This is a genomic window from Corynebacterium sp. KPL3927 (genome assembly GCF_040225835.1).
Taxonomy (GTDB): Bacteria; Actinomycetota; Actinomycetes; order Mycobacteriales; family Mycobacteriaceae; genus Corynebacterium.
Genome location: NZ_JBEHGD010000005.1, coordinates 133,401 through 151,842, shown reverse-complemented (window position 1 = coordinate 151,842; position 18,442 = coordinate 133,401). Strand labels below are relative to the sequence as shown.

Genomic DNA, 18,442 nt, shown 5'->3' with positions numbered 1-18,442 from the left:
CCGGCAGAGCGGTACGCCTGCAATCACCGCCGCCCTGTGAGCGCCAAGGGAGGTGGCCAATAAAGAACCCCCGACCTTCGCGCTCACGGTAAGAGGTGGAACTACCTCTCGGCAGTGCCCTGGTGAGCGCGAAGGGCGGGGGACGAAGGGCGGGGGTGGGGACAGAAAGCTAAGAACGCGTTATTCGGTGACGACGAACTTGCCGTGCTGCCCCTTCTCGGCGTTAGTCATGATGTGGTTGACAAAGGAATACGTTCCGGGCTCGTTAAAGGTCATCTCGACGAACCCGCCTTGCGCGGGAAGCAGGTCGAAGGCCTGCGAGCCGGTCTTATCCTCGTCCTTGATGAGGTAGGCGCCTTCCTTATAGGCGGTATCGAATTGCTCGCCCACCACGTGGAAGCTAAGCGGCTGGTCGGGGCCTACGTTCATGATCCACAGGCGGACGGTATCGCCCACCTTGGCCTTGATGGGGTCGACATCGTACTGGCTGGGGTAGTAATTAAAGGCCATCAGGTCAAAGTCACCATCGGCCACGCGCTGGGCATCGGCGCCGGTCTTTTCCTCGCCGAGGAAGACATCGTTGGCGATGAAGTTGTACTCGGCATCCACGTCCTTGAGGTCTGGTGGATCGATGATGACGTTGCCGGCCATGCCGTTGGCGATGTGCAGGGACATCGGGGCGGTTGAGCAGTGGTACATCCAGATTCCGGCGCGATTCGCGGTGAATTCGTAGGTCAATTCCTCTCCGGGCTGGATGGACTTCATGTTTTCATCCGGGCTGACCTCACCGGCGTGGAAGTCGATGGAATGGGCCATGCTGCCCTCATTCTTGATGGTGATCTTGAACTTATCGCCCACCTTGCCGCGCAACGTCGGCCCTGGTGCCTGTCCATTAAAGAGCCATTGCATCTGCTTGACACCGGGGGCTACCTCAACGATTTCCTCGGTCATGGACCAGGTTTCTTCGTGCGTGGTGGTATTGGCCGCTGGCGCGAGGGAGGCGTCATGGGCTTTAAAACCTTCGCGGGAGGCGCCGAGCTCGGCGGCGCTGGGCACATCAACGTGCGGGTTGGATGCGCCTGCCACGGAGTGATCGTGCCCGCCGGTGCTTGGCGCGGAGTCACCCACGTTGACGTCAAAGGTCATGCCCTGCAGGCGGTGACCAGCGATGGTGCAGTAGCCTTCGATGCTGGATTCGATCACACCGGCATCGAGCTGCACGGTATCGCCGGGATCGACGCGGCCGGTTTCGGCATCGCCAATCTTTAGGTCGTGCACCTGATCCCCGGTATTGGTGAAGTTGACCACCAAGTGGGTGCCGGGATCCACATCGACGTGGTTGGGGACGAAGGCCATGCCATCGACTTCCACGTCAATGGTGTGGGTTTCGCCTTCGGCGACAGAGCTCGACGGTTGGGAGTCCTTAGAGGTGGTATTGACGAGGGCCAACGCGATAACCGCGGCCAACGCGATGCCGATGAGCAGCCACGAGGCCCACTGGGAGTTGCCGGGCTCCGGCGGCTTATCCTGTGGCTGTGGGGAAGAAATACTAAGCATTTAATTCTCCAGATTCTGTTGTTGGTAAACGGCGCGGCCCACGGCAAGCACGTTTAATGCTAAGCCTATCCCCATGAGGATAAGCCCGGCAGCCAGGGCATTGACAAGGCTCAGCAGGGCGCCGAGGTTTATGAGGACGAGTCGGGCGAAACCAGCGCGGTCCGCGGTAGCCCGGCCGTGGTGCACCTTGGCAGGACCCCCTCCCACCAGCGTGGGCAAGAGGTGGTGCAATACGCCCGTGACCAGTTGCAAGACTCCACCACCGATGAAGGCCGGGACCAAAAATAGCGTGATGACGCGCGGGTAGGCGCCAAGCGCTGCGGCCACGGCATCCCCGGCGCACAGGGCCGCCATCCATAGCAGCCCCGCGATGACGGATACCGATGCCGTGGTCAACCGGGGGTTGCGCCCCAGCACGGTAGCCAGTACCGGTTGGATGATCATGATGGCGGCGAGCACGACGAGCAGCTGGGCGATGCCCGCCGCGCGCGTCCACCCCACCGCACCGCACACCATGGTCAGTGCCAGCCCGGCGCAGTGGACGATGAGCCCGCGCGTGCACCGCATCCGCGCGGTAGGCGAAATCGCGGTGCCGGAGAGGGTGGGAAGCAGCGTCACGATGGTGCCCACGATGGTCAGCCACGCAAACCCCCAGACCATGCCGCGCGAGTGCGCTGCCACTAGGAAGGAATAGTTACCCACACCATTGCCGCTTAAGATCACGAGCACCACGGAGGCGATCATGAAGATGGATGCGGCCGCATAAAACGGCACCGTCACCGCAAAGGATCCGGAAAGCGAGCCGCGCAAACGCGTGTAGGTGAAGACGAACTGCCAGGCAAGGGCGGCGATGATGAGGAGGGAGGCGGCATCGGCAAGCAGGCCCCAGTCATAGCCCGCGCGATCGATCATGAGCAGGATGAGGCCCACCTGGATGAGCGCCACGCGCGTGCCCACGCCGCGGTAACCATTATTGGCGGTGCGGGTGAGCGCCTCGGTGAAATGGGTGGAAAATACGATGATGGCGGTGGTCAGCGCGCCAATGGTCAGCGGGTGGATGAGTTCCCACCACACCACGGGGGCGCCCAGGTGGCCCGCCACGTTGATGCCGATGCCGATGAGTACCCACGCGCCGATAAGCGCGGCGGTAAGGATATGCCAGCGGCTGCGGGCGGCCAGGGAGATGTCATTAATGCGCACGGTGGGCCTCCTTCACCGTCAACGTAATGCCGCAGGCGAGGAATACCAAGACGGCGGCGATGGTGGTCAGGCCACCTACCTGGTAGGCAACGGTGTGGCGGGCGACATCGGCAAGAATGCGCAGCGCCAGCCCGCCGTGCAGGACCGCTACGGGGAGAAAAAGCACCGGATGGTAGGGCAAGTGGCGGCGGATGACGGAGGTAATGATGATGGGGGCATGGGCAAAAATCATGGACATGACAAAGCCTAAAAAGATGGCGTGCACCGAGGCGTCGTAGGCAAAGCCCGAGCTTTCGCCATAAAGCAGCCAGAAATATCCGCCCAGGGCCAGCCAAAAATACCCGGCGAGCATGCAGGCTGCGGAATAGCGCGGCAGCCCGCGCGAGCGCACTAGGTTCTTCGCCACATCCACGCGCACGGTAGAAACCGCAACGCCGATAAGCGCCGCACCCATCGCGCGGTAGCCCACGGCCGGGGAAAGGATATAGACCACGCTGAGCGCCGCCAACCCCAAAACCCACAGGGTAATGCGCTTTTCCGCCTGGGTGCCGGCCATGGTGATGCGGGCAAGCTCCATGCGCTCGCCGATGATCGTCGCTACCACGTAGAGCACGCACAGCGGCATCGCCGTAGAAAAGGCCGGCTCCATGGCCCACAGCAGTGCCGCTGCTACCCCACCGATGACGCCGGTGGCCTGCACAATGATGGACAGGGCCGGCTGGCGCCGGTGGATGGTGGCATAGATCAACCCCAGCACGATGAAGCCGGCGGCGAAGCACAAGGCCGGGACCTGCCGCGGTAGGCCGGCGACGATGCCCGCAAAACCGGCGGCGTGGAAGATGGGACCTACCCAAGCCCACCGCGTGCGCACGGCGACGGCGCGCTCTAGCCCGATGGCGCCGCCGACAAAGCCAAAGACCATCAAGGGGCCATGATCGGCGGCGACGGAGGCTGCCGGCGAGAACCCCACGCCGAGCAGGGATGCCCCGGCGGCGAGCCCAACCAGCAAGGACAGCCCCGCGCAGGCAAGGAAGAAGAAGCGGTGCGCGAGCCTATTATTTATCACGGCTTTAATCGTACTAATATTGGTGGCAAGGTAAAACCCTCGCCCCACCTCCGAAAGGATGATCCTCGCCATGGAACTTCCCATCACCGATTCCTCCCAGCAGAACTCCATCCCCACGCTCAACGCCACCGAAATCCCCCACGCCGTGCGCCACGGCGCCATCCACGGCGCTTTGGGCACCCTGAACGTGGGCCAAGCCATGATCCTCATCGCCCCGCACAACCCACTCCCTCTACTCAAGGAAGTGGAAGAGCGCGCGGAGGAATTCGAGCTGTCTTACCTCAAGGAAGAAGAAAACGACTATCACATCAAGTTCACGCGAATTTCGTAGTGTATTCCCGTGCAAATCGATAGGCTAAATGGTGATAACTCTATCTCTCGTACATAGTTGTCTATATAACACGGAGCATTCACTATGAATAAGAAATTTGCCGCAGCCGCCGTTGCTGCGACCGGCTTGGCGCTCTCCGCCTGCTCTCCCGATACCTCCACCACCTCCGATGCAGAGCAGACCAGCCTGAACCTCTTGGCTGCATCGTCCACCCGCGTCATCAATGACGAACTAGAAAAGCGCGCTTCCGAGCTCGACACCCCGGTTGACCTCGAGTTCCAAAATGGCGGCTCTTCTGACTTGGTCAATAAGCTCAGCGAGGGCGCTCCTGCGGACCTGCTGCTTACCGCGTCCAAAAGGACCATGGACAAGGCAATCAATGACGGAACTGTGAAGGACCCGAAGGTGCTTGCCACCAACGTCATGGTGATGGTCGTACCGAAGGGCAACCCGGGCAATATCCACTCCATCGAGGATCTGCAGAACGAAGACCGCTTCGTCATCTGTGACCCGCAGGTTCCCTGCGGCGATATCTCTTCCCAGATCATCGAAGAAAACGACCTGGACGTAAAGCCCGCCTCCCAGGAGCAGCAGGTCGCTGACGTTTTGGGCAAAGTCGTCTCCGGTGAGGCCAATGCCGGCTGGGTCTACTCCACCGACGCCGCGGCCGCTGGCGATGATGTAGAGGTCATCGAGATCCCGGATGCTGATAAGTTTGCCAACCAGATCCTGGGCGCAGTCTCCGCCGAGGCTGAGCACCCAGAAGAGGCACAAAAGGTCCTCGACCTGTTGGCCGATGACTTTGATAAGACCTGGGAAGAGTTCGGCTTTAACCCAGCAGATTAGTCAATGCCCCCTCCCCAGCCCATCCGCCTTAAGTCTCCGCTCGTTATCGGCCTTATCGGCCTTATCGCGGTCGTTGTCATCCTCGTTCCCGTAGCCTCCCTGGGGCTGCGCGTACCGTGGAACCGCATCGGCGAATACCTCGCCAAACCGGAGATTTGGGACATGCTCAAGCTGTCCCTTACCGCGGCATTCCAATCAATGCTGCTGGCGATGGTGCTGGGGACTGGCCTTGCCCTTTGGGTCCAACAGCTTGGCCGGGGCAGCGGCGTTATCCGCCTGCTCATCTATTTGCCCTTGGCCATGCCACCCGTGGTGGGCGGCCTAGCGCTGACCGCCGCCATCGGCCGCCGGGGCTATCTGTCCCCGCTTCTTGACGCCATAGACTTCCATTTTGCTTTTGCTTTCCCCGGCGTCATCGCCGCGCAGTGCTTCGTCGCCTTGCCCTTCGTCGTGGTCGCGGTCGATTCCGCCCTGCGCCAATTAGATCAGGAGATTTTGGCCTCTGCCGCCAGCGTAGGCCTATCCCGCTGGGAGGTACTGCGCAAAATCACCATCCCCTCCATCGCCCCTGCCCTAGCTACCGGCGCCGGCCTTGCCTTTGCGCGGTCCCTCGGCGAGTTCGGCACCACGCTGACCTTCGCGGGCTCCCAGCCGGGCGTGACCCGCACTATGCCGCTCGGCATTTACTTGGAGCGCGAGGTCGATACCGATGGCGCCTATGTGCTCTCCGCCATCCTCATCGCAATGGCGATTGTCTGCCTCGCCCTCGCCGGGCTCCCCTCGCTCCGCCAGCGTTCCTATCAGGCGCAGGCCCGCGAGCTGCACAGCATGGACTACGAGAAACTCAGCGCCCTGACCGCCCCAGAAAATGCCCCTATCCTATCCGTCACGGCGGATGGGGAAACCACGGAATTTAGCCCGCGCGCGATCACCGCGATCGTCGGTTCCAATGGCTCGGGCAAAACCACGCTGATGAGCCGCATCGCCGGACGGCTGACCGGCGCGGAGATTAACGCCAACCAGGATGACATCGTCCTGCTGACCCAGCGCCCCGGCCTGCCACCGCGAGCCACCGCCAACCAAGCCATCGCGATGGTCACCCGCGATAAGCAACGTGCCACGCAGTTGCTGGAGGCGGCGGGCTTGCGTGAGCTTAACGATGTCCCCGTGCCCGCCCTTTCCGGCGGCCAGGCCGCCCAAGTGGCCCTCGTCCGCGCGCTCGCCGCGCGGCCCACCATCCTGATTCTGGATGAGCCCTTGGCGGCCATCGACGTGGAATCCGCCAGCAAGTGGCGCCGCTTCCTGCGCGCTACCCGCCGCGACCGGACCACCTTGCTGGTGACCCATAATGCGCTGGATATTGCCGGGCTTGCCGATGACATGGTGGTCATGAATTCCGGCCGCGTCACTGCCCAGGGCCCAGCCGCGGACCTCCTCGATGTGCCGCCCACCGGCTTCGTGGCTTCCATCGCCGGGCTCAACCGTGTAGAGGGCACCGTCGAAGACGCCAACGCTACCGAGACCATCGTCTCTTGCGGGAGCACAACCATCACCGGCGACGCGAGCGATCTCCGCTCCGGAGATACGGTAGCGGTCACGTTTAAGCCAAGCGACGTGCACCTTGCCTCTGAAGCCTCTACCGGGGTCAATCGCTGGTCCACCAAGGTCATCGCGGTAGAAGCGGCCAGCATGGCGGATGCCCGGCTGAGCCTGGATATGGGCGGGCACACGATTACCGTGCCGGTGAGTAGGCAAGTAGCTTTAGGTATAGATACGGGCGATACCGTATCCTATAGCGTGGCTAAAGATAAGATTTCTGTTAATCAAGCCCCTCATCAGCACTCAGAGATACGAAGTTAATCGCATGCCTAATTCGCTCCCCCGCCCAAGCACCGATCTTTTCCCAGAAGCACTCAAGCTATCCCCTAAGCAGCACGAGGTGCTCACGCAGCTCCAGCACTACCCGCGAGGAGCCCGTGCTGCGGAGGTAGCAAAAGATTTAGGCATGCACGTCAATACCGCGCGCGGGCATATCGATGAACTCATTCATGTCGGTGCCGTGACCGCCGCTCCAGAGCACAGCACCGGGCGCGGGCGCCCGTCCCTGATTTTCCAGGCGCGCGTGCCGGATAACCGCGCCATCGCAGACGAATATGTCAGCCTCATTAGCGTGCTAACTACCATGCTCGCGGGCAAGGAAGAGCTCGATGATTTCTCTTCCCCACAGGCCCGAGAGCTGGGACGGCAATGGGCGCGCGCAACGGGCGCGGATATCCAGAGCGGGGCGCTCGACACCCTTTTTGCCACCCTGCGCGATATGGGTTTTGATCCTTCGCAGGGCGCGGATCCTTCCGAAATCGAGCTGAATGCCTGCCCGTTCGTCTCCTCCGGAACCACCCCAAGCCCCTTTGTCTGTGCCATACACGCTGGCTTTTTGCAAGAAGCCAGCGGCGCGGACGCGGACATTGCCCTAACGCCGATGCAGCGCCCCGAGGTCTGCCAGATCGAGATTAAGCCTGCGTAACTTCCACGCGGACCGGGCCCGCAACCTTGAGATCGAAGACGCGGAGGCCCTGCTCGCGGGCATCATCAAGAATGCTCTCGTCGATGTCCTCCGTGTGCAGCACCATCACCGTCGGCCCCGCCCCAGAAAGATAGGCGGCGTACCCGCGGTTGCGCAGGCGGTTCACCCACTCCGCGGTCACGGGCAGCACGCCGGCGCGATACGGCTGGTGCAAGCGATCGCGGGTGCCTTCCCACAAAAGCTCTGGGTAGTTCTGCAATGCGGCTACCTGGACGGCGGTACGGGAGACGTTAAAGGCGGCATCGGAATGCGTCACGTGCGAAGGCAGCACACGGCGCACCGCCTGGGTGGAAGCATGGGAATCCGGCACCAGCGCGGTCGCCCGGATATCGGGATGCACGTTGATGGTAGCGGCCTTGTATTCCGGCAAGGAGCGGCCATCGACAGGCACCGTCGTCCACGAGACCACGGCACTGCCCAGAACCGAGGCCGCGGCATTATCTGGGTGGCCCTCAAACGCCGAGGACAATTGCACGATCTGCTCTTGGGTCAGCGGGTTACCCGCCAAGGCATTGCCCGCGGCCACGCCGGCGACCGCCGTAGATGCCGAAGAACCCAGGCCGCGCGATTGGGGAATCGTATTATGCGAGACCACGCGCAGCCCTGGCACCGTGGCTTCGGCGGCAGATAGTGCGGACCGGATGGCCTTGACCATCAGGTGCGAGCCATCGCGCGGTAGGTCTTCTGCCCCCTCGCCAAAAATCTCCACCTCAAGGCCGGAGGGAATGACCTCAACCTCGGCGGTGTCGTACATGCTCAATGACATGCCCAGGGTGTCGTATCCCGGCCCCAGGTTCGCCGTGGAAGCGGGGACGGTGACTATCGCTTTGGTGCCGACTTCAACTTCGATGCTCATGGTGACTAATATATCGAACCGGTTTAGCTGCCCAGGCGGATGACCGAGTGAACGGCCTTGACCTCATCGAGCTCGCCCAAGGCGGAGACGATGTTTTCCAGGGTTGCTTCCTTGGCGGCGTGGGTGACCACGATAAGGCGCGCGGTGTCCTCGCCGTCTTCTTGGCGCACGGTGCGCAGGGATACCCCATGCTGTGCGAAGAGCGCCGAAATGACTTCCAAGACGCCGGCGCGGTCCTGGACTTCCATATCGATGTGGAAGCGGGTATCGACCTCGCCAAAGTCTGCAATGGGCAGGTTGGCGTAGGTATTCTCGCCAGGCGCGCGACCGCCGTGCACGATATTGCGGGCGGCACCGACGACATCGCCAAGCACTGCCGAGGCGGTAGGGTTGCCGCCGGCACCATTGCCGTAGAACATGAGCGACCCGGCGGCCTCAGCCTCAACGAAAATTGCGTTATAGGACTCGCTGACAGAAGCCAGCGGGTGATCCTTAGCCACCAGGGTCGGGTGCACGCGCGCGTTGACCACTTCGGATCCATCCTCGCGGCGCAGGCGCTCACAAATGGCGAGCAGCTTGATGGAATAGCCGGCATCGTTTGCCGCGGCAATATCGTCTGCGGTGATATCGGTAATGCCCTCGCAGTGCACGTCCTCGAACTTCACGCGGGTGTGGAAGCCGATGGAGGCCATGATGGCGGCCTTCGATGCGGCGTCATGCCCCTCCACGTCCGCGGTGGGATCCGCCTCGGCATAGCCCAGGCGGGTAGCTTCCGCTAGGGCCTCGTCATAGGTGGCGCCGGTGGATTCCATGGCGTCCAAGATGTAGTTGGTCGTGCCATTGACGATGCCGGAGATGCGCTCGATCTGGTCACCCGCCAGGGAGCGGCGCAGCATACCCACGACGGGGATAGCTGCGGCCACGGCGGCTTCAAAGTAGAGGTCAACCCCGGAGCGTTCTGCGGCCTCCGCCAATTCATCAGCGTGCGCGGCAACGAGCGCCTTATTTGCCGTCACCACGGACTTGCCGGAATTAAGCGCGGTCAAAACCAGCTCGCGCGGGAAATCGATCCCGCCGATGACCTCCACCACCAAGTCGATGTCATCGCGGGAGATCAGGGCCTTGGCATCATCCGTCAGCAACTCGCTGGGCACGCCCGGACGCAGCTTGTTTTTATTCTGGATTGCGATGCCGCGGATCTCTGCCGGCCCACCGATGCGATGAGCAAAGGCATCCGCATTCTCATCTAAGAGGCGGAAAACTTCCGCTCCCACGGTGCCGAATCCAAGCAGCGCAATGCCAACGGTTTCGCCTTCACCCTTGCCGGTACGCGAATGTAGCTGTAGCTCACTGTTTGAAGCATCCATAGTCCGTCTCCATGTCGATTTAGTGGTGGAAAATGTCTCCCGCTTTACGCGGCTACAGGTCACTATACAGAACGAGCTGTCTATATTGCGACATGCGGGGGATAATATTCGTTCAGCTACAGAAAACCCCCGCCGCACGGGCCGAATGCGGCACCTGCTTAACGGGGGTGGTACTGGCTTAATCCACTTCCAAGGACAAGAGGTCCTCGATGGTTTCGCGCCGCAACATGGGCTTGGTATTTCCCACGCGCGTTGCCACCACAGCCGGGCGCACCGCGCCGTTGTACCGGGAGGACATCATGTACTGATACCCACCGGTGGCCGCGAAGGCGAGCAAGTCCCCCGGCTGGATGTCATTGGGCAATTCGCCTTCTTCTAGCAAGATATCGCCGGATTCGCAGTGGAAGCCCACGATGCGCGAGGGCACCATTTCGCCATCGCTAAAGCGGTTCACCAGGCGCACATCGTATTCGGAACCATAGAGTGCGGGGCGGATATTATCGGACATTCCCCCATCGATGGAGATATACCGACGCACCGGCAAATCGGCCTTACCGGTTTCCACGTCCTTGACCGTGCCCACGCGGTAAACGGTCACCGCAGAACCGGCCACCAAGGAACGCCCCGGCTCCACGAGGAGGAACGGCGCCTTAATGTCGAGTTCTTCCGCGGTCTGGTCCACGGCGCGCAGCATGTCCTGGGCCACGCGGTCAATATTCAGGGCTTCCTCATAAGGCATATACGGAATACCAAAGCCACCGCCCAAGTCCAGCTCGGCCAGATCAACGCCCAGCTCGGTGTGGATCTGACGGTAGAGCTCCAGCACGCGCTCGGCGGCGAGTTTGAAACCCTCGGCATTGAAAACCTGGGAACCCACGTGGCAGTGCAGGCCGCTCAAGTGGAGGTTATTCACCTCAAGGCAACGCTTCGCAGCGGCGAATGCCGCGCCCGTGGCCAGGGAAATACCGAATTTCTGGTCCTCGTGCGAGGTGGCCACGAACTCGTGGGTATGCGCGTCCACACCCGGCTTGACGCGAATCATTACTGGCTGCACCACGCCTGCCTCGCCGGCGATGCGGTTGAGCTCTTCGAGCTCCTGTTCATTATCGATGACCACGTGGCCCACGCCCGCGTCCACGCACAGGCGCAAGTATTCCTCGTCCTTATTATTGCCGTGCGCCGTAATGCGCGCGGCCGGGAACTCTGCGGCGAGCGCGATCTTTAGCTCATTGAGCGCGGAAGCATCGAGACACAGGCCTTCTTCGTTGACCCACTGCACCACCTTTTTGGAAATGAACGCCTTGGAAGCATAGTGCACGTGATCCGGCCCGCCGAAGGCACGCGCCATGTCCTGGCAGCGCGAGCGGAAGTCGTCCTCATCAAAGACGTAGAGCGGGGTCTGGAATTCCTCTGCCAAATCCGGCAAGGGCACTTCCGCTACGGTAACTACGCCGTCTTCCTGGCGGCTCGCATTCCGCGGCCACACGTGGGCGGGAAGCTCATTGAAATCAGCCATTTACATCTTCTCCGGTGCGCTCACGCCAACCATAGTCAAGGCATTGGACAGGACGACGCGGGATGCTTCCGCCAATGCGAGGCGTGCGCTGTGAATGGGCTGCTGTTCCTCCCCTGCCTTGGGCAAAACCTGACAGGTGTCATAGAAACGGTGGAATACGCCAGCCAACTCTTCGGCATAGCGCGCCACGCGGTGCGGCTCGCGCAGTTCCGCGGCATCTGCCACTACGGCAGGGAACTCACCCAAAGTGCGGATAAGGTCGCCCTCGCGCTCATGCTCCAGCAGCGACAGGTCCGCGCCTTCGGAGCTAACTCCCAGCTCCGCTGCCTTGCGTCCAATCGAGCACAACCGGGCGTGCCCGTATTGCACGTAGTAGACCGGATTATCCGAGGACTGCGACTCCCACAGGCCCAGGTCGATATCGATGGACTGGTCCACGGAAGAGCGCACCAGCGAATAACGCGATGCATCGACACCAATGGCGGCGACCAAATCCTCGATGGTGATTACGGTGCCCGCGCGCTTAGACATGCGCACCGGCTTGCCGTCGCGCAACAGGTTGACCATCTGGCCAATGAGCACCTCGACGCCATCGGCGTCATAGCCCAAGGCAGCTGCCGCCGCCTTCAAGCGCGGGACGTAACCGTGGTGGTCAGCGCCCAACATGTAGATATTAAGATCGTGACCGCGGTCGAATTTATCGGCCACGTAGGCGATATCGCCGGCGATGTACGCCGCATTGCCGTCCGATTTCACCACGACGCGATCCTTAGAATCGCCATAGTCGGTAGATTTCAGCCACCACGCGTTATCCGCCTCATAAAGGTGGCCTTCAGACTTCAGGGTCTCAAGGGCCTTATCTACCGCCCCAGACTCAAACAGCGAATTTTCGTGGAAGTAGACATCAAAATCCACGCCAAATTCATGCAGGGACTGCTTGATCTGGGCAAACATCATCTCTACGCCATCGGCGCGGAAGGCCTCCTGCACCTGCGCAGCATCGCCCTCGAGCGCGTTGGGGTTCTTTTCCACAACCGCGTTTGCGATGTCGCGAATATAATCTCCGCCGTAGCCGTCCTCCGGCGTGGGCTCGCCTTTAGCTGCGGCAACAAGGGAGCGCGAGAAGCGATCGATCTGGCCGCCGTGATCATTGAAGTAGTACTCGCGGGTGACTTCTGCACCGGAAGCCGTGAGTACCCTGCCTAGCGAATCGCCGACGGCGGCCCACCGCGTCCCGCCCAGGTGAATCGGGCCCGTGGGGTTGGCAGACACAAATTCCAGGTTAATCTTCTTGCCTGCAAAGGAGTCATTCGAACCGTAGTCCGCGCCTGCCTGCAGAATCTGGGCGACAATCTCACCCTGGGCAGCGGCGGCTAAGCGGATATTAATAAATCCAGGCCCGGCAATATCGGCTTCCGCAATGGCATCGTGCTGGGCTAATTTTTGCGCTAACCAGCCACCAAATTCGCGCGGATTCGCGCCGGCTTTCTTGGCCACCTGCAGTGCAAGGTTGGTGGCGTAGTCACCGTGTTCTGGGTTGCGGGGGCGCTCTACCGTGACAGATTCCGGCAATACGGACGCGTCTAGGTCATGTTCTGCCATGACCTCGGTGGCGGATTCTTTAACTAAGGTGGCCAAATCAGCTGGAGTCATGTGGCAAGAGTCTAGTTCACTGCCCCGACACGTGCGAAAAGAAGCACTGGCTAACATTTCCGCGGGCGGAGATCGCTCATTTAATAGACCTCTTAGGCAAACCTATATTGCGATATATATTACAAAATATATGCTGGTAGAACGTGATTCACACTACATTCCACGCAGTGAATGTGTAGTGTTAATGACACCTCCATGACTTAAAAACTAATAAGGAGCACCGTATGCGCATTGCGCTTTTTTCTACTTGCATTGGTGACACCCTTTTCCCGGACGTCCAAAAGGCGACGGCATTGGTTCTCTCCCGGTTAGGTCACGAAGTTGTCCTTCCGGAGGAGCAAACCTGCTGCGGCCAGATGCACATCAACACCGGCTACCAAAAGGAAACTCTGGGGATGATCCGCTCTTATGCGGATGCCTTCGCAGATCCTTCCATTGACTACGTCGTGGCCGCCTCCGGTTCCTGCGTTGCAGCAGTTCGCGACCGCCACGAAAGCATTGCCGACCGCTTCGGCACTTCCGCCGATGTCGATGGCGCGCAGAAGACTGCGGGAAAGACCTACGATCTCACGGAATTTTTGGTCGATATTGAAGGCGTGACCAACGTCGGCGCTTTCTTCCCACACCGAGTGACCTACCACTCAGCCTGCCACGGCCTGCGCTTCCTTAAGCTGGAAGACCGCCCCTACAAGCTTTTGCAAGAAGTCGAGGGCATCGACTTGGCACCGCTAGCCAATAGCGAAGAGTGCTGCGGCTTCGGCGGCACGTTTGCCCTGAAGAATGCAGAGGTGTCCCAGGCAATGGTCTCCGATAAAACCCGCCACATTAAAGACACCGAAGCCGAGTACGTTACCGCTGGTGACTCGTCCTGCCTGATGAATATCGGCGGCGCGCTCCACCGCCAGCGCTCCGGCATTCGCGCCCTACACATGGCAGAGATTTTGGCCTCCACGAAGGAACACCCGTGGCAGCCAAACTCCGCCGCTTACTCCAAGGAGACGATGCTCTAATGACCTCTTTCCTCGACACCACCCCACCACGCGCTCCTGAAGGCTACGGCAACCTGCGCGGCAGCAAGGCCTTCGTCCCGCTCGCGCACGTCGGGCTGAATAACGCTACCCAGCGTCATAACCTGCAGCACGCGACCACCACCATCCGCCAAAAGCGCGCTAACACCGTGCAGGAAGTGGATGACTGGGAGCTGCTCCGCAACGCCGGCTCTGCCCTCAAAGAGGACGTCGCAGCCCGCATGCCGGAATTGCTCGAGCAATTTGAGAAGGCCGTGTCTAACCGCGGCGGCATCGTCCACTGGGCACGCGATGCCAAGGAAGCCAACGAGATCATTGAAGGTCTCATCCGCGAAACGGGCGAAACCGACGTAGTCAAGGTTAAGTCCATGGCTACCCAGGAAATCGGCTTGAACGAACACCTCGAAGACGCCGGAATCCACGCCCAGGAAACCGACTTGGCAGAGCTCATCGTCCAGCTTGGTGACGATATGCCATCGCACATTCTGGTGCCCGCAATTCACCGAAACCGCGCGGAAATTCGCGATATCTTCGTCGATAAGATGCCCAATACGGACGACTCGCTGAAGGCCGAGCCCGCCGAGTTGGCCGAGGCTTCCCGCCAGTTCCTGCGCCAGCAATTCATGAAGGCCAAGGTCGCCATCTCCGGCGCCAACTTTGGTGTGGCAGAAACCGGCACCGTCAACGTTGTCGAGTCTGAGGGCAATGGCCGCATGTGCGTGACGTTGCCGGAAACGCTGATTACCGTCATGGGCATCGAAAAGCTCGTGCCTACCTTCCAGGACCTGGAAGTCTTCCTGCAGCTGCTGCCTCGTTCCTCCACCGCGGAGCGCATGAACCCCTATACCTCCATGTGGTCCGGCGTGACGGAGGGCGATGGCCCGCAGAACTTCCACATCGTCTTGCTGGATAATGGGCGCACCGCAGCACTGTCTTCGCCCGTTGGTCACCAGGCGCTAAAGTGCATCCGTTGCTCGGCCTGCCTCAATGTCTGCCCAGTCTACGAGCGCGCCGGCGGACACGCCTATGGCTCCGTGTACCCGGGCCCCATCGGTATCTCGCTGACTCCGCAGCTCACCGGCATGAAGGATCACAACGATCCATCAGCTAGCTTGCCGTACGCTTGCTCGCTGTGCGGGCGCTGCGACGACGTGTGTCCGGTGAAGATTCCGCTTTCTGATGTCATCTTGGAAAACCGCCATCAGAAGGTCACCCACGCTGCCTCGCCGATCGAGCCGAAGCTGTTCAAGACGGTACAGCTGCTCTGGGACAACCCGAAGATGTGGGATAAGGTCACCCACCTCGTGGCACTTGGCCGCGTGATGGGCGGATTCAACGGCACCATCGAGTCGCTGCCGCTATTTATGTCCGGTTGGTCCGATGGCCGCGATACCGCGATTCCGCCGAAGAAATCCTTCCGCCAATGGTTCGACTCCGAAGAAGGCAAAGAGCTGCTGTCCAATGCCCGTAAGGAGGCTTCCAAGTGAGCGCAAAGCAAGACATCCTAAACCGCATTCGTTCGGCGCAGAAACAGGCTGGGCTCCCAGATCACGTCGATGTGCCGCGCGAATACCAGCGCGAAGGCACGCTGAATGATGATGAACTGCGCGAAATGCTGGTCGATCGCCTCGAGGATTACAAGGCAGAAGTCCACGTCACGGAGGAAAGCGATCTGAAAAAGACGCTGGATACCATCGTCCACGACCGCAACTGCACCGACATCCGCTACGCCCCAGGCATGAATGCCGATTTTTTTGATGGCCTTCCTGCCCGCCCGGACGACGAAGACGCGGATCCGCGCGAGCTTGACGATGCCGATGCCGTCGTCACCGAGTCCCTCGTGTCTTCCGCACAGACCGGCACCATTGTGTTGCAGTCCGATTCCCGCTGCGGCCGCCGCGCCCTGACGCTGGTACCGGACCGTCACATCTGTATCGTCCGCCGCGACGAGATTGTCTACGGTATCCCCGAGGTCATTTCCCGGATGAACCCTGACAAGCCCGCAACGTGGATTTCTGGCCCTTCCGCGACCTCCGATATCGAGCTCTCGCGCGTCGAAGGCGTGCACGGCCCGCGCGATCTGATCGTGATTATTGTGAAGTAGCGTGGCTAGGGTGCCGAGTTAGGGCACCCGTCACGTGGAAATTCCTGCCACGAACCTGAAAGAAGCATAAGCTAACTCTGACAAACGTTATAGGAGTCGGAGCTTTAGCTTATGCTTTCTTTTTCTCGAAAAATTTCTACCGTAGTGTGCGCTAGCGCCCTCGCACTGGGCGTGGCAGCCCCCACCGCCGCCGCGGCGGAACCAGAAATCACCTGGGAGGATTGCCCCGCACAGGTCAACCTAGATAGCGCCGAGTGCGGCCGGATAGAGGTACCTACCTACTACGATAACCCCGAGGCCGGCACCATTAGCGTTGGTTTTGTCCGCGTACCTGCGGCACAACCAGACGCGCGCCGCGGCGCGCTCTTTACCAACCCAGGCGGCCCTGGCGGTGACGCCTATTCTTGGGCTGGAAACGATACCGTCGAATGGCCCGAAGAAATTCGCAACGAATGGGATCTGATCGGTGTCCAGCCGCGCGGCCTGCCCGGTTCCACCCCGGTGGACTGCGCTGCTACCCCGAACTTCAATCCCATCGAGGCCACCACGCAGATTGGCAAGGCCACCCGAGACGCCTGCGAGCAGAATACTCCTGGCTATACCAACTCTTTGACCACCGCCAATACCGCCCAAGACTGGGAGATGGTGCGCCAAGCTCTGGGTGAGGACGTCATTGACATCGCCGGCATCTCCTACGGCACCTATCTTGGCTCCGCCTACGCCACCCAGTATCCGCAGCACACCGGCAAGGTGCTGCTCGATTCCGGCATGAGCCCACAGCTTGCGTGGAACGGCATCTTTACCTCGCAGCAGCAGGGATATGAGAATGCGCTGCACGATCTTTTCCAGTTCATCGCGGATAATGACGCCACCTACCATTTGGGCTCTACTCCACTCCAGGTCTATGAAAAGTGGTCGCAGAAAGTCGCAATGGAAGCCGGCGCCCGCCCTACGGTGTTGCCACCGGACGCGAAAATCGGTGACCTTCCCCCAGGGCTCGAGTTCGCCGGCCAACCGGGCGCGGATATCATGACCGCCACGGGTGAGCTGCGCGTGCAGGCAGAATTCCTCGCCGACAAGGCACTTAACCCACAGGCAGACCAGCGAGCATCGGTGACTTTGGGCAAGACCCGCGAGGTCGTTCCCATGCCTGCGCACTGGGATGACTTTGCCAAGCACTTAAACGGCAGTAAGCCATTCAATGTCGTCGACGATCCGGAGCTTGCCCGCGCGGTACAACAGCAAACTATCCAGATGATCAATATGCAAAACCTCATCGTCTGCAACGAGAACACCGTCGCCGGTAACCCGTGGCTCTTCCCTACCTACCTGTGGTCCAACTTTGTCACCGGCGATATTTTCTCCCTGGTTAATTCCATGTATGGATCTGGCGCCGGGTGTGGCGGCCGCGAACCCGTTACCGGCGGGGCGCCACTCGATGGCTCGCACCTTGCCACCAAGCCCCTGCAAATCCAAGGCACGGGCGACCCGCAGACCCCGTACCAGTACCACGAGGCACTCTCCCAGCCCATGCAATCGCGCGTCGTCACCGTCCACGGCCCCGGCCACGGGCACTTTGCGCTGGGTAATAAGGCTGTCGATGAGATTGGCGTGCACTATCTGCGCACCGGTGAGGTAACCACCGCTGACGCACCGGGCCTGATTTAGTTCCCGGGCGGGCGATGCGCTAGAATTACATCGTTGGGAATTTTCCCAGCGATGTCTCCGTAGCTCAGCGGATTAGAGCATCGGTTTCCGGTACCGAAGGTCGCAGGTTCGATCCCTGTCGGGGACACAAAATTTTTAGCCCCTCGCTTTTGCCAGCGAGGGGCTTCACTGTGAGCCCCGTTTTCGGATTATGTAGCCACCGAGGGTTCAGGAAGCATCAACCATCCTGAACCCCGAGGCTACCCCTCCAATACTAAACGAAAGGACAAAATCGTGAGCGCACGAACTCTCTACTTCGTCGCCCTGGCCCTACTGGCCATATCCCTGACCATCAACGTCATCAACGGGTTCACTACCTCCAGCACCATTCTCACCGGTATGGCGGTGGTTGTACTTGGCTGTGCCACCTACAAGAAAGTATGGAAAAAATAAGCCTGCGAATCACGGACGCAAACGCCGAGCGGAAATTGTGAGACGGGGCTAGGGCCAGCGCGTGGCAGGTGTCGCGGGCTCCGCTTTAATGTGAGTAAAGGTCCCCCCATTTAGTCTCTATCCATAGAACATAGAAAATTCCACCGTCTTTCCAGCCAACGAATGGAAGGTTTTCTTGGTGTCGGAACACGCGGAATTTGGTTAGCTCTTGGAACTGCCTAGGGATTTGAGCTT

Annotated in this window: 16 protein-coding genes and 1 tRNA gene; 10 read left to right on the top strand and 7 right to left on the bottom strand. The window is 60.6% G+C overall.

What is annotated here, in order from left to right; all coding sequences use genetic code 11:
• Positions 1–180: 180 nt before the first annotated feature.
• The 3 genes from ABRP86_RS04520 to ABRP86_RS04510 are packed head-to-tail and all read right to left on the bottom strand — an operon-like array spanning position 181 to position 3,823.
• Positions 181–1,557: a multicopper oxidase domain-containing protein gene (locus ABRP86_RS04520; RefSeq protein WP_349862707.1), complete on the bottom strand. Its 1,377-nt coding sequence runs from the start codon at positions 1,555–1,557 to the stop codon at positions 181–183.
• Complete coding sequence (locus ABRP86_RS04515; protein WP_349862705.1) at positions 1,558–2,757, bottom strand: beta-carotene 15,15'-monooxygenase; 1,200 nt, start codon at positions 2,755–2,757, stop codon at positions 1,558–1,560.
• Positions 2,747–3,823, bottom strand: a complete 1,077-nt coding sequence (locus tag ABRP86_RS04510; protein ID WP_349862703.1) for a DUF8744 domain-containing protein — start codon at positions 3,821–3,823, stop codon at positions 2,747–2,749. Before ABRP86_RS04510 ends, ABRP86_RS04515 begins: the two co-directional genes overlap by 11 nt.
• Positions 3,824–3,893: 70 nt before the next feature.
• On the opposite strand from ABRP86_RS04510, the gene ABRP86_RS04505 reads away from it, so the two are divergent.
• The 4 genes from ABRP86_RS04505 to ABRP86_RS04490 all read left to right on the top strand — a co-directional run bounded on the left by ABRP86_RS04505 (position 3,894) and on the right by ABRP86_RS04490 (position 7,524).
• Complete coding sequence (locus tag ABRP86_RS04505; RefSeq protein ID WP_349862701.1) at positions 3,894–4,154, top strand: DUF2249 domain-containing protein; 261 nt, start codon at positions 3,894–3,896, stop codon at positions 4,152–4,154.
• A gap of 84 nt (positions 4,155–4,238) precedes the next feature.
• Positions 4,239–5,000 (top strand): molybdate ABC transporter substrate-binding protein, encoded by a 762-nt coding sequence (gene modA / locus ABRP86_RS04500; protein WP_349862699.1) that lies wholly within the window; start codon positions 4,239–4,241, stop codon positions 4,998–5,000.
• A 3-nt stretch (positions 5,001–5,003) separates the two neighbouring features.
• Positions 5,004–6,860 (top strand): ATP-binding cassette domain-containing protein, encoded by a 1,857-nt coding sequence (locus tag ABRP86_RS04495; protein WP_349862697.1) that lies wholly within the window; start codon positions 5,004–5,006, stop codon positions 6,858–6,860.
• Between the two features lie 4 nt (positions 6,861–6,864).
• The gene (locus tag ABRP86_RS04490; RefSeq protein WP_349862695.1) at positions 6,865–7,524 is read left to right on the top strand and encodes a helix-turn-helix transcriptional regulator; all 660 of its coding nucleotides are present in this window, start codon (positions 6,865–6,867) and stop codon (positions 7,522–7,524) included.
• Here ABRP86_RS04490 and thrB read toward each other — a convergent pair.
• The 4 genes from thrB to argS all read right to left on the bottom strand — a co-directional run bounded on the left by thrB (position 7,511) and on the right by argS (position 12,976).
• Positions 7,511–8,440: a homoserine kinase gene (gene thrB, locus ABRP86_RS04485; protein ID WP_349862693.1), complete on the bottom strand. Its 930-nt coding sequence runs from the start codon at positions 8,438–8,440 to the stop codon at positions 7,511–7,513. The two genes, ABRP86_RS04490 and thrB, sit on opposite strands and share 14 nt — an antisense overlap.
• A 23-nt stretch (positions 8,441–8,463) precedes the next feature.
• Complete coding sequence (locus ABRP86_RS04480) at positions 8,464–9,807, bottom strand: homoserine dehydrogenase (protein WP_349862691.1); 1,344 nt, start codon at positions 9,805–9,807, stop codon at positions 8,464–8,466.
• Between the two features lie 178 nt (positions 9,808–9,985).
• Positions 9,986–11,323 (bottom strand): diaminopimelate decarboxylase, encoded by a 1,338-nt coding sequence (gene lysA / locus ABRP86_RS04475; protein WP_349862689.1) that lies wholly within the window; start codon positions 11,321–11,323, stop codon positions 9,986–9,988.
• Positions 11,324–12,976, bottom strand: coding sequence for an arginine--tRNA ligase (gene argS, locus ABRP86_RS04470; protein ID WP_349862687.1), 1,653 nt, complete (start codon positions 12,974–12,976; stop codon positions 11,324–11,326).
• Positions 12,977–13,200: 224 nt separating this feature from the next.
• Here argS and ABRP86_RS04465 point away from each other — a divergent pair, with 224 nt between their 5' ends.
• From ABRP86_RS04465 to ABRP86_RS04440, 6 genes are all read left to right on the top strand, one after another.
• Complete coding sequence (locus ABRP86_RS04465; RefSeq protein WP_349862685.1) at positions 13,201–13,986, top strand: (Fe-S)-binding protein; 786 nt, start codon at positions 13,201–13,203, stop codon at positions 13,984–13,986.
• Complete coding sequence (locus ABRP86_RS04460) at positions 13,986–15,491, top strand: lactate utilization protein B (RefSeq protein ID WP_349862683.1); 1,506 nt, start codon at positions 13,986–13,988, stop codon at positions 15,489–15,491. The genes ABRP86_RS04465 and ABRP86_RS04460 overlap by 1 nt, the downstream gene beginning before the upstream one ends.
• Positions 15,488–16,108 carry a LutC/YkgG family protein gene (locus ABRP86_RS04455; RefSeq protein ID WP_349862681.1) on the top strand — a complete coding sequence of 207 codons (621 nt, stop codon included), beginning with the start codon at positions 15,488–15,490 and terminating at the stop codon, positions 16,106–16,108. Before ABRP86_RS04460 ends, ABRP86_RS04455 begins: the two co-directional genes overlap by 4 nt.
• Positions 16,109–16,219: 111 nt before the next feature.
• Positions 16,220–17,776 carry an alpha/beta fold hydrolase gene (locus ABRP86_RS04450; RefSeq protein WP_349862679.1) on the top strand — a complete coding sequence of 519 codons (1,557 nt, stop codon included), beginning with the start codon at positions 16,220–16,222 and terminating at the stop codon, positions 17,774–17,776.
• 53 nt (positions 17,777–17,829) lie between these two features.
• Positions 17,830–17,903: transfer RNA gene (locus ABRP86_RS04445), tRNA-Arg, on the top strand.
• 146 nt (positions 17,904–18,049) lie between these two features.
• Positions 18,050–18,208 (top strand): hypothetical protein, encoded by a 159-nt coding sequence (locus ABRP86_RS04440; RefSeq protein WP_349862677.1) that lies wholly within the window; start codon positions 18,050–18,052, stop codon positions 18,206–18,208.
• Positions 18,209–18,442: the final 234 nt, after the last annotated feature.

What these genes read in the sequence shown, in the direction of transcription:
- ABRP86_RS04520 (WP_349862707.1), bottom strand. Translation starts at nt 1,557, where the DNA reads ATGCTTAGTATTTCTTCCCCACAGCCACAGGATAAGCCGCCGGAGCCC.
- ABRP86_RS04505 (WP_349862701.1), top strand. Translation starts at nt 3,894, where the DNA reads ATGGAACTTCCCATCACCGATTCCTCCCAGCAGAACTCCATCCCCACG.
- modA (WP_349862699.1), top strand. Translation starts at nt 4,239, where the DNA reads ATGAATAAGAAATTTGCCGCAGCCGCCGTTGCTGCGACCGGCTTGGCG.
- ABRP86_RS04495 (WP_349862697.1), top strand. Translation starts at nt 5,004, where the DNA reads ATGCCCCCTCCCCAGCCCATCCGCCTTAAGTCTCCGCTCGTTATCGGC.
- ABRP86_RS04490 (WP_349862695.1), top strand. Translation starts at nt 6,865, where the DNA reads ATGCCTAATTCGCTCCCCCGCCCAAGCACCGATCTTTTCCCAGAAGCA.
- thrB (WP_349862693.1), bottom strand. Translation starts at nt 8,440, where the DNA reads ATGAGCATCGAAGTTGAAGTCGGCACCAAAGCGATAGTCACCGTCCCC.
- ABRP86_RS04480 (WP_349862691.1), bottom strand. Translation starts at nt 9,807, where the DNA reads ATGGATGCTTCAAACAGTGAGCTACAGCTACATTCGCGTACCGGCAAG.
- lysA (WP_349862689.1), bottom strand. Translation starts at nt 11,323, where the DNA reads ATGGCTGATTTCAATGAGCTTCCCGCCCACGTGTGGCCGCGGAATGCG.
- argS (WP_349862687.1), bottom strand. Translation starts at nt 12,976, where the DNA reads ATGACTCCAGCTGATTTGGCCACCTTAGTTAAAGAATCCGCCACCGAG.
- ABRP86_RS04465 (WP_349862685.1), top strand. Translation starts at nt 13,201, where the DNA reads ATGCGCATTGCGCTTTTTTCTACTTGCATTGGTGACACCCTTTTCCCG.
- ABRP86_RS04460 (WP_349862683.1), top strand. Translation starts at nt 13,986, where the DNA reads ATGACCTCTTTCCTCGACACCACCCCACCACGCGCTCCTGAAGGCTAC.
- ABRP86_RS04450 (WP_349862679.1), top strand. Translation starts at nt 16,220, where the DNA reads ATGCTTTCTTTTTCTCGAAAAATTTCTACCGTAGTGTGCGCTAGCGCC.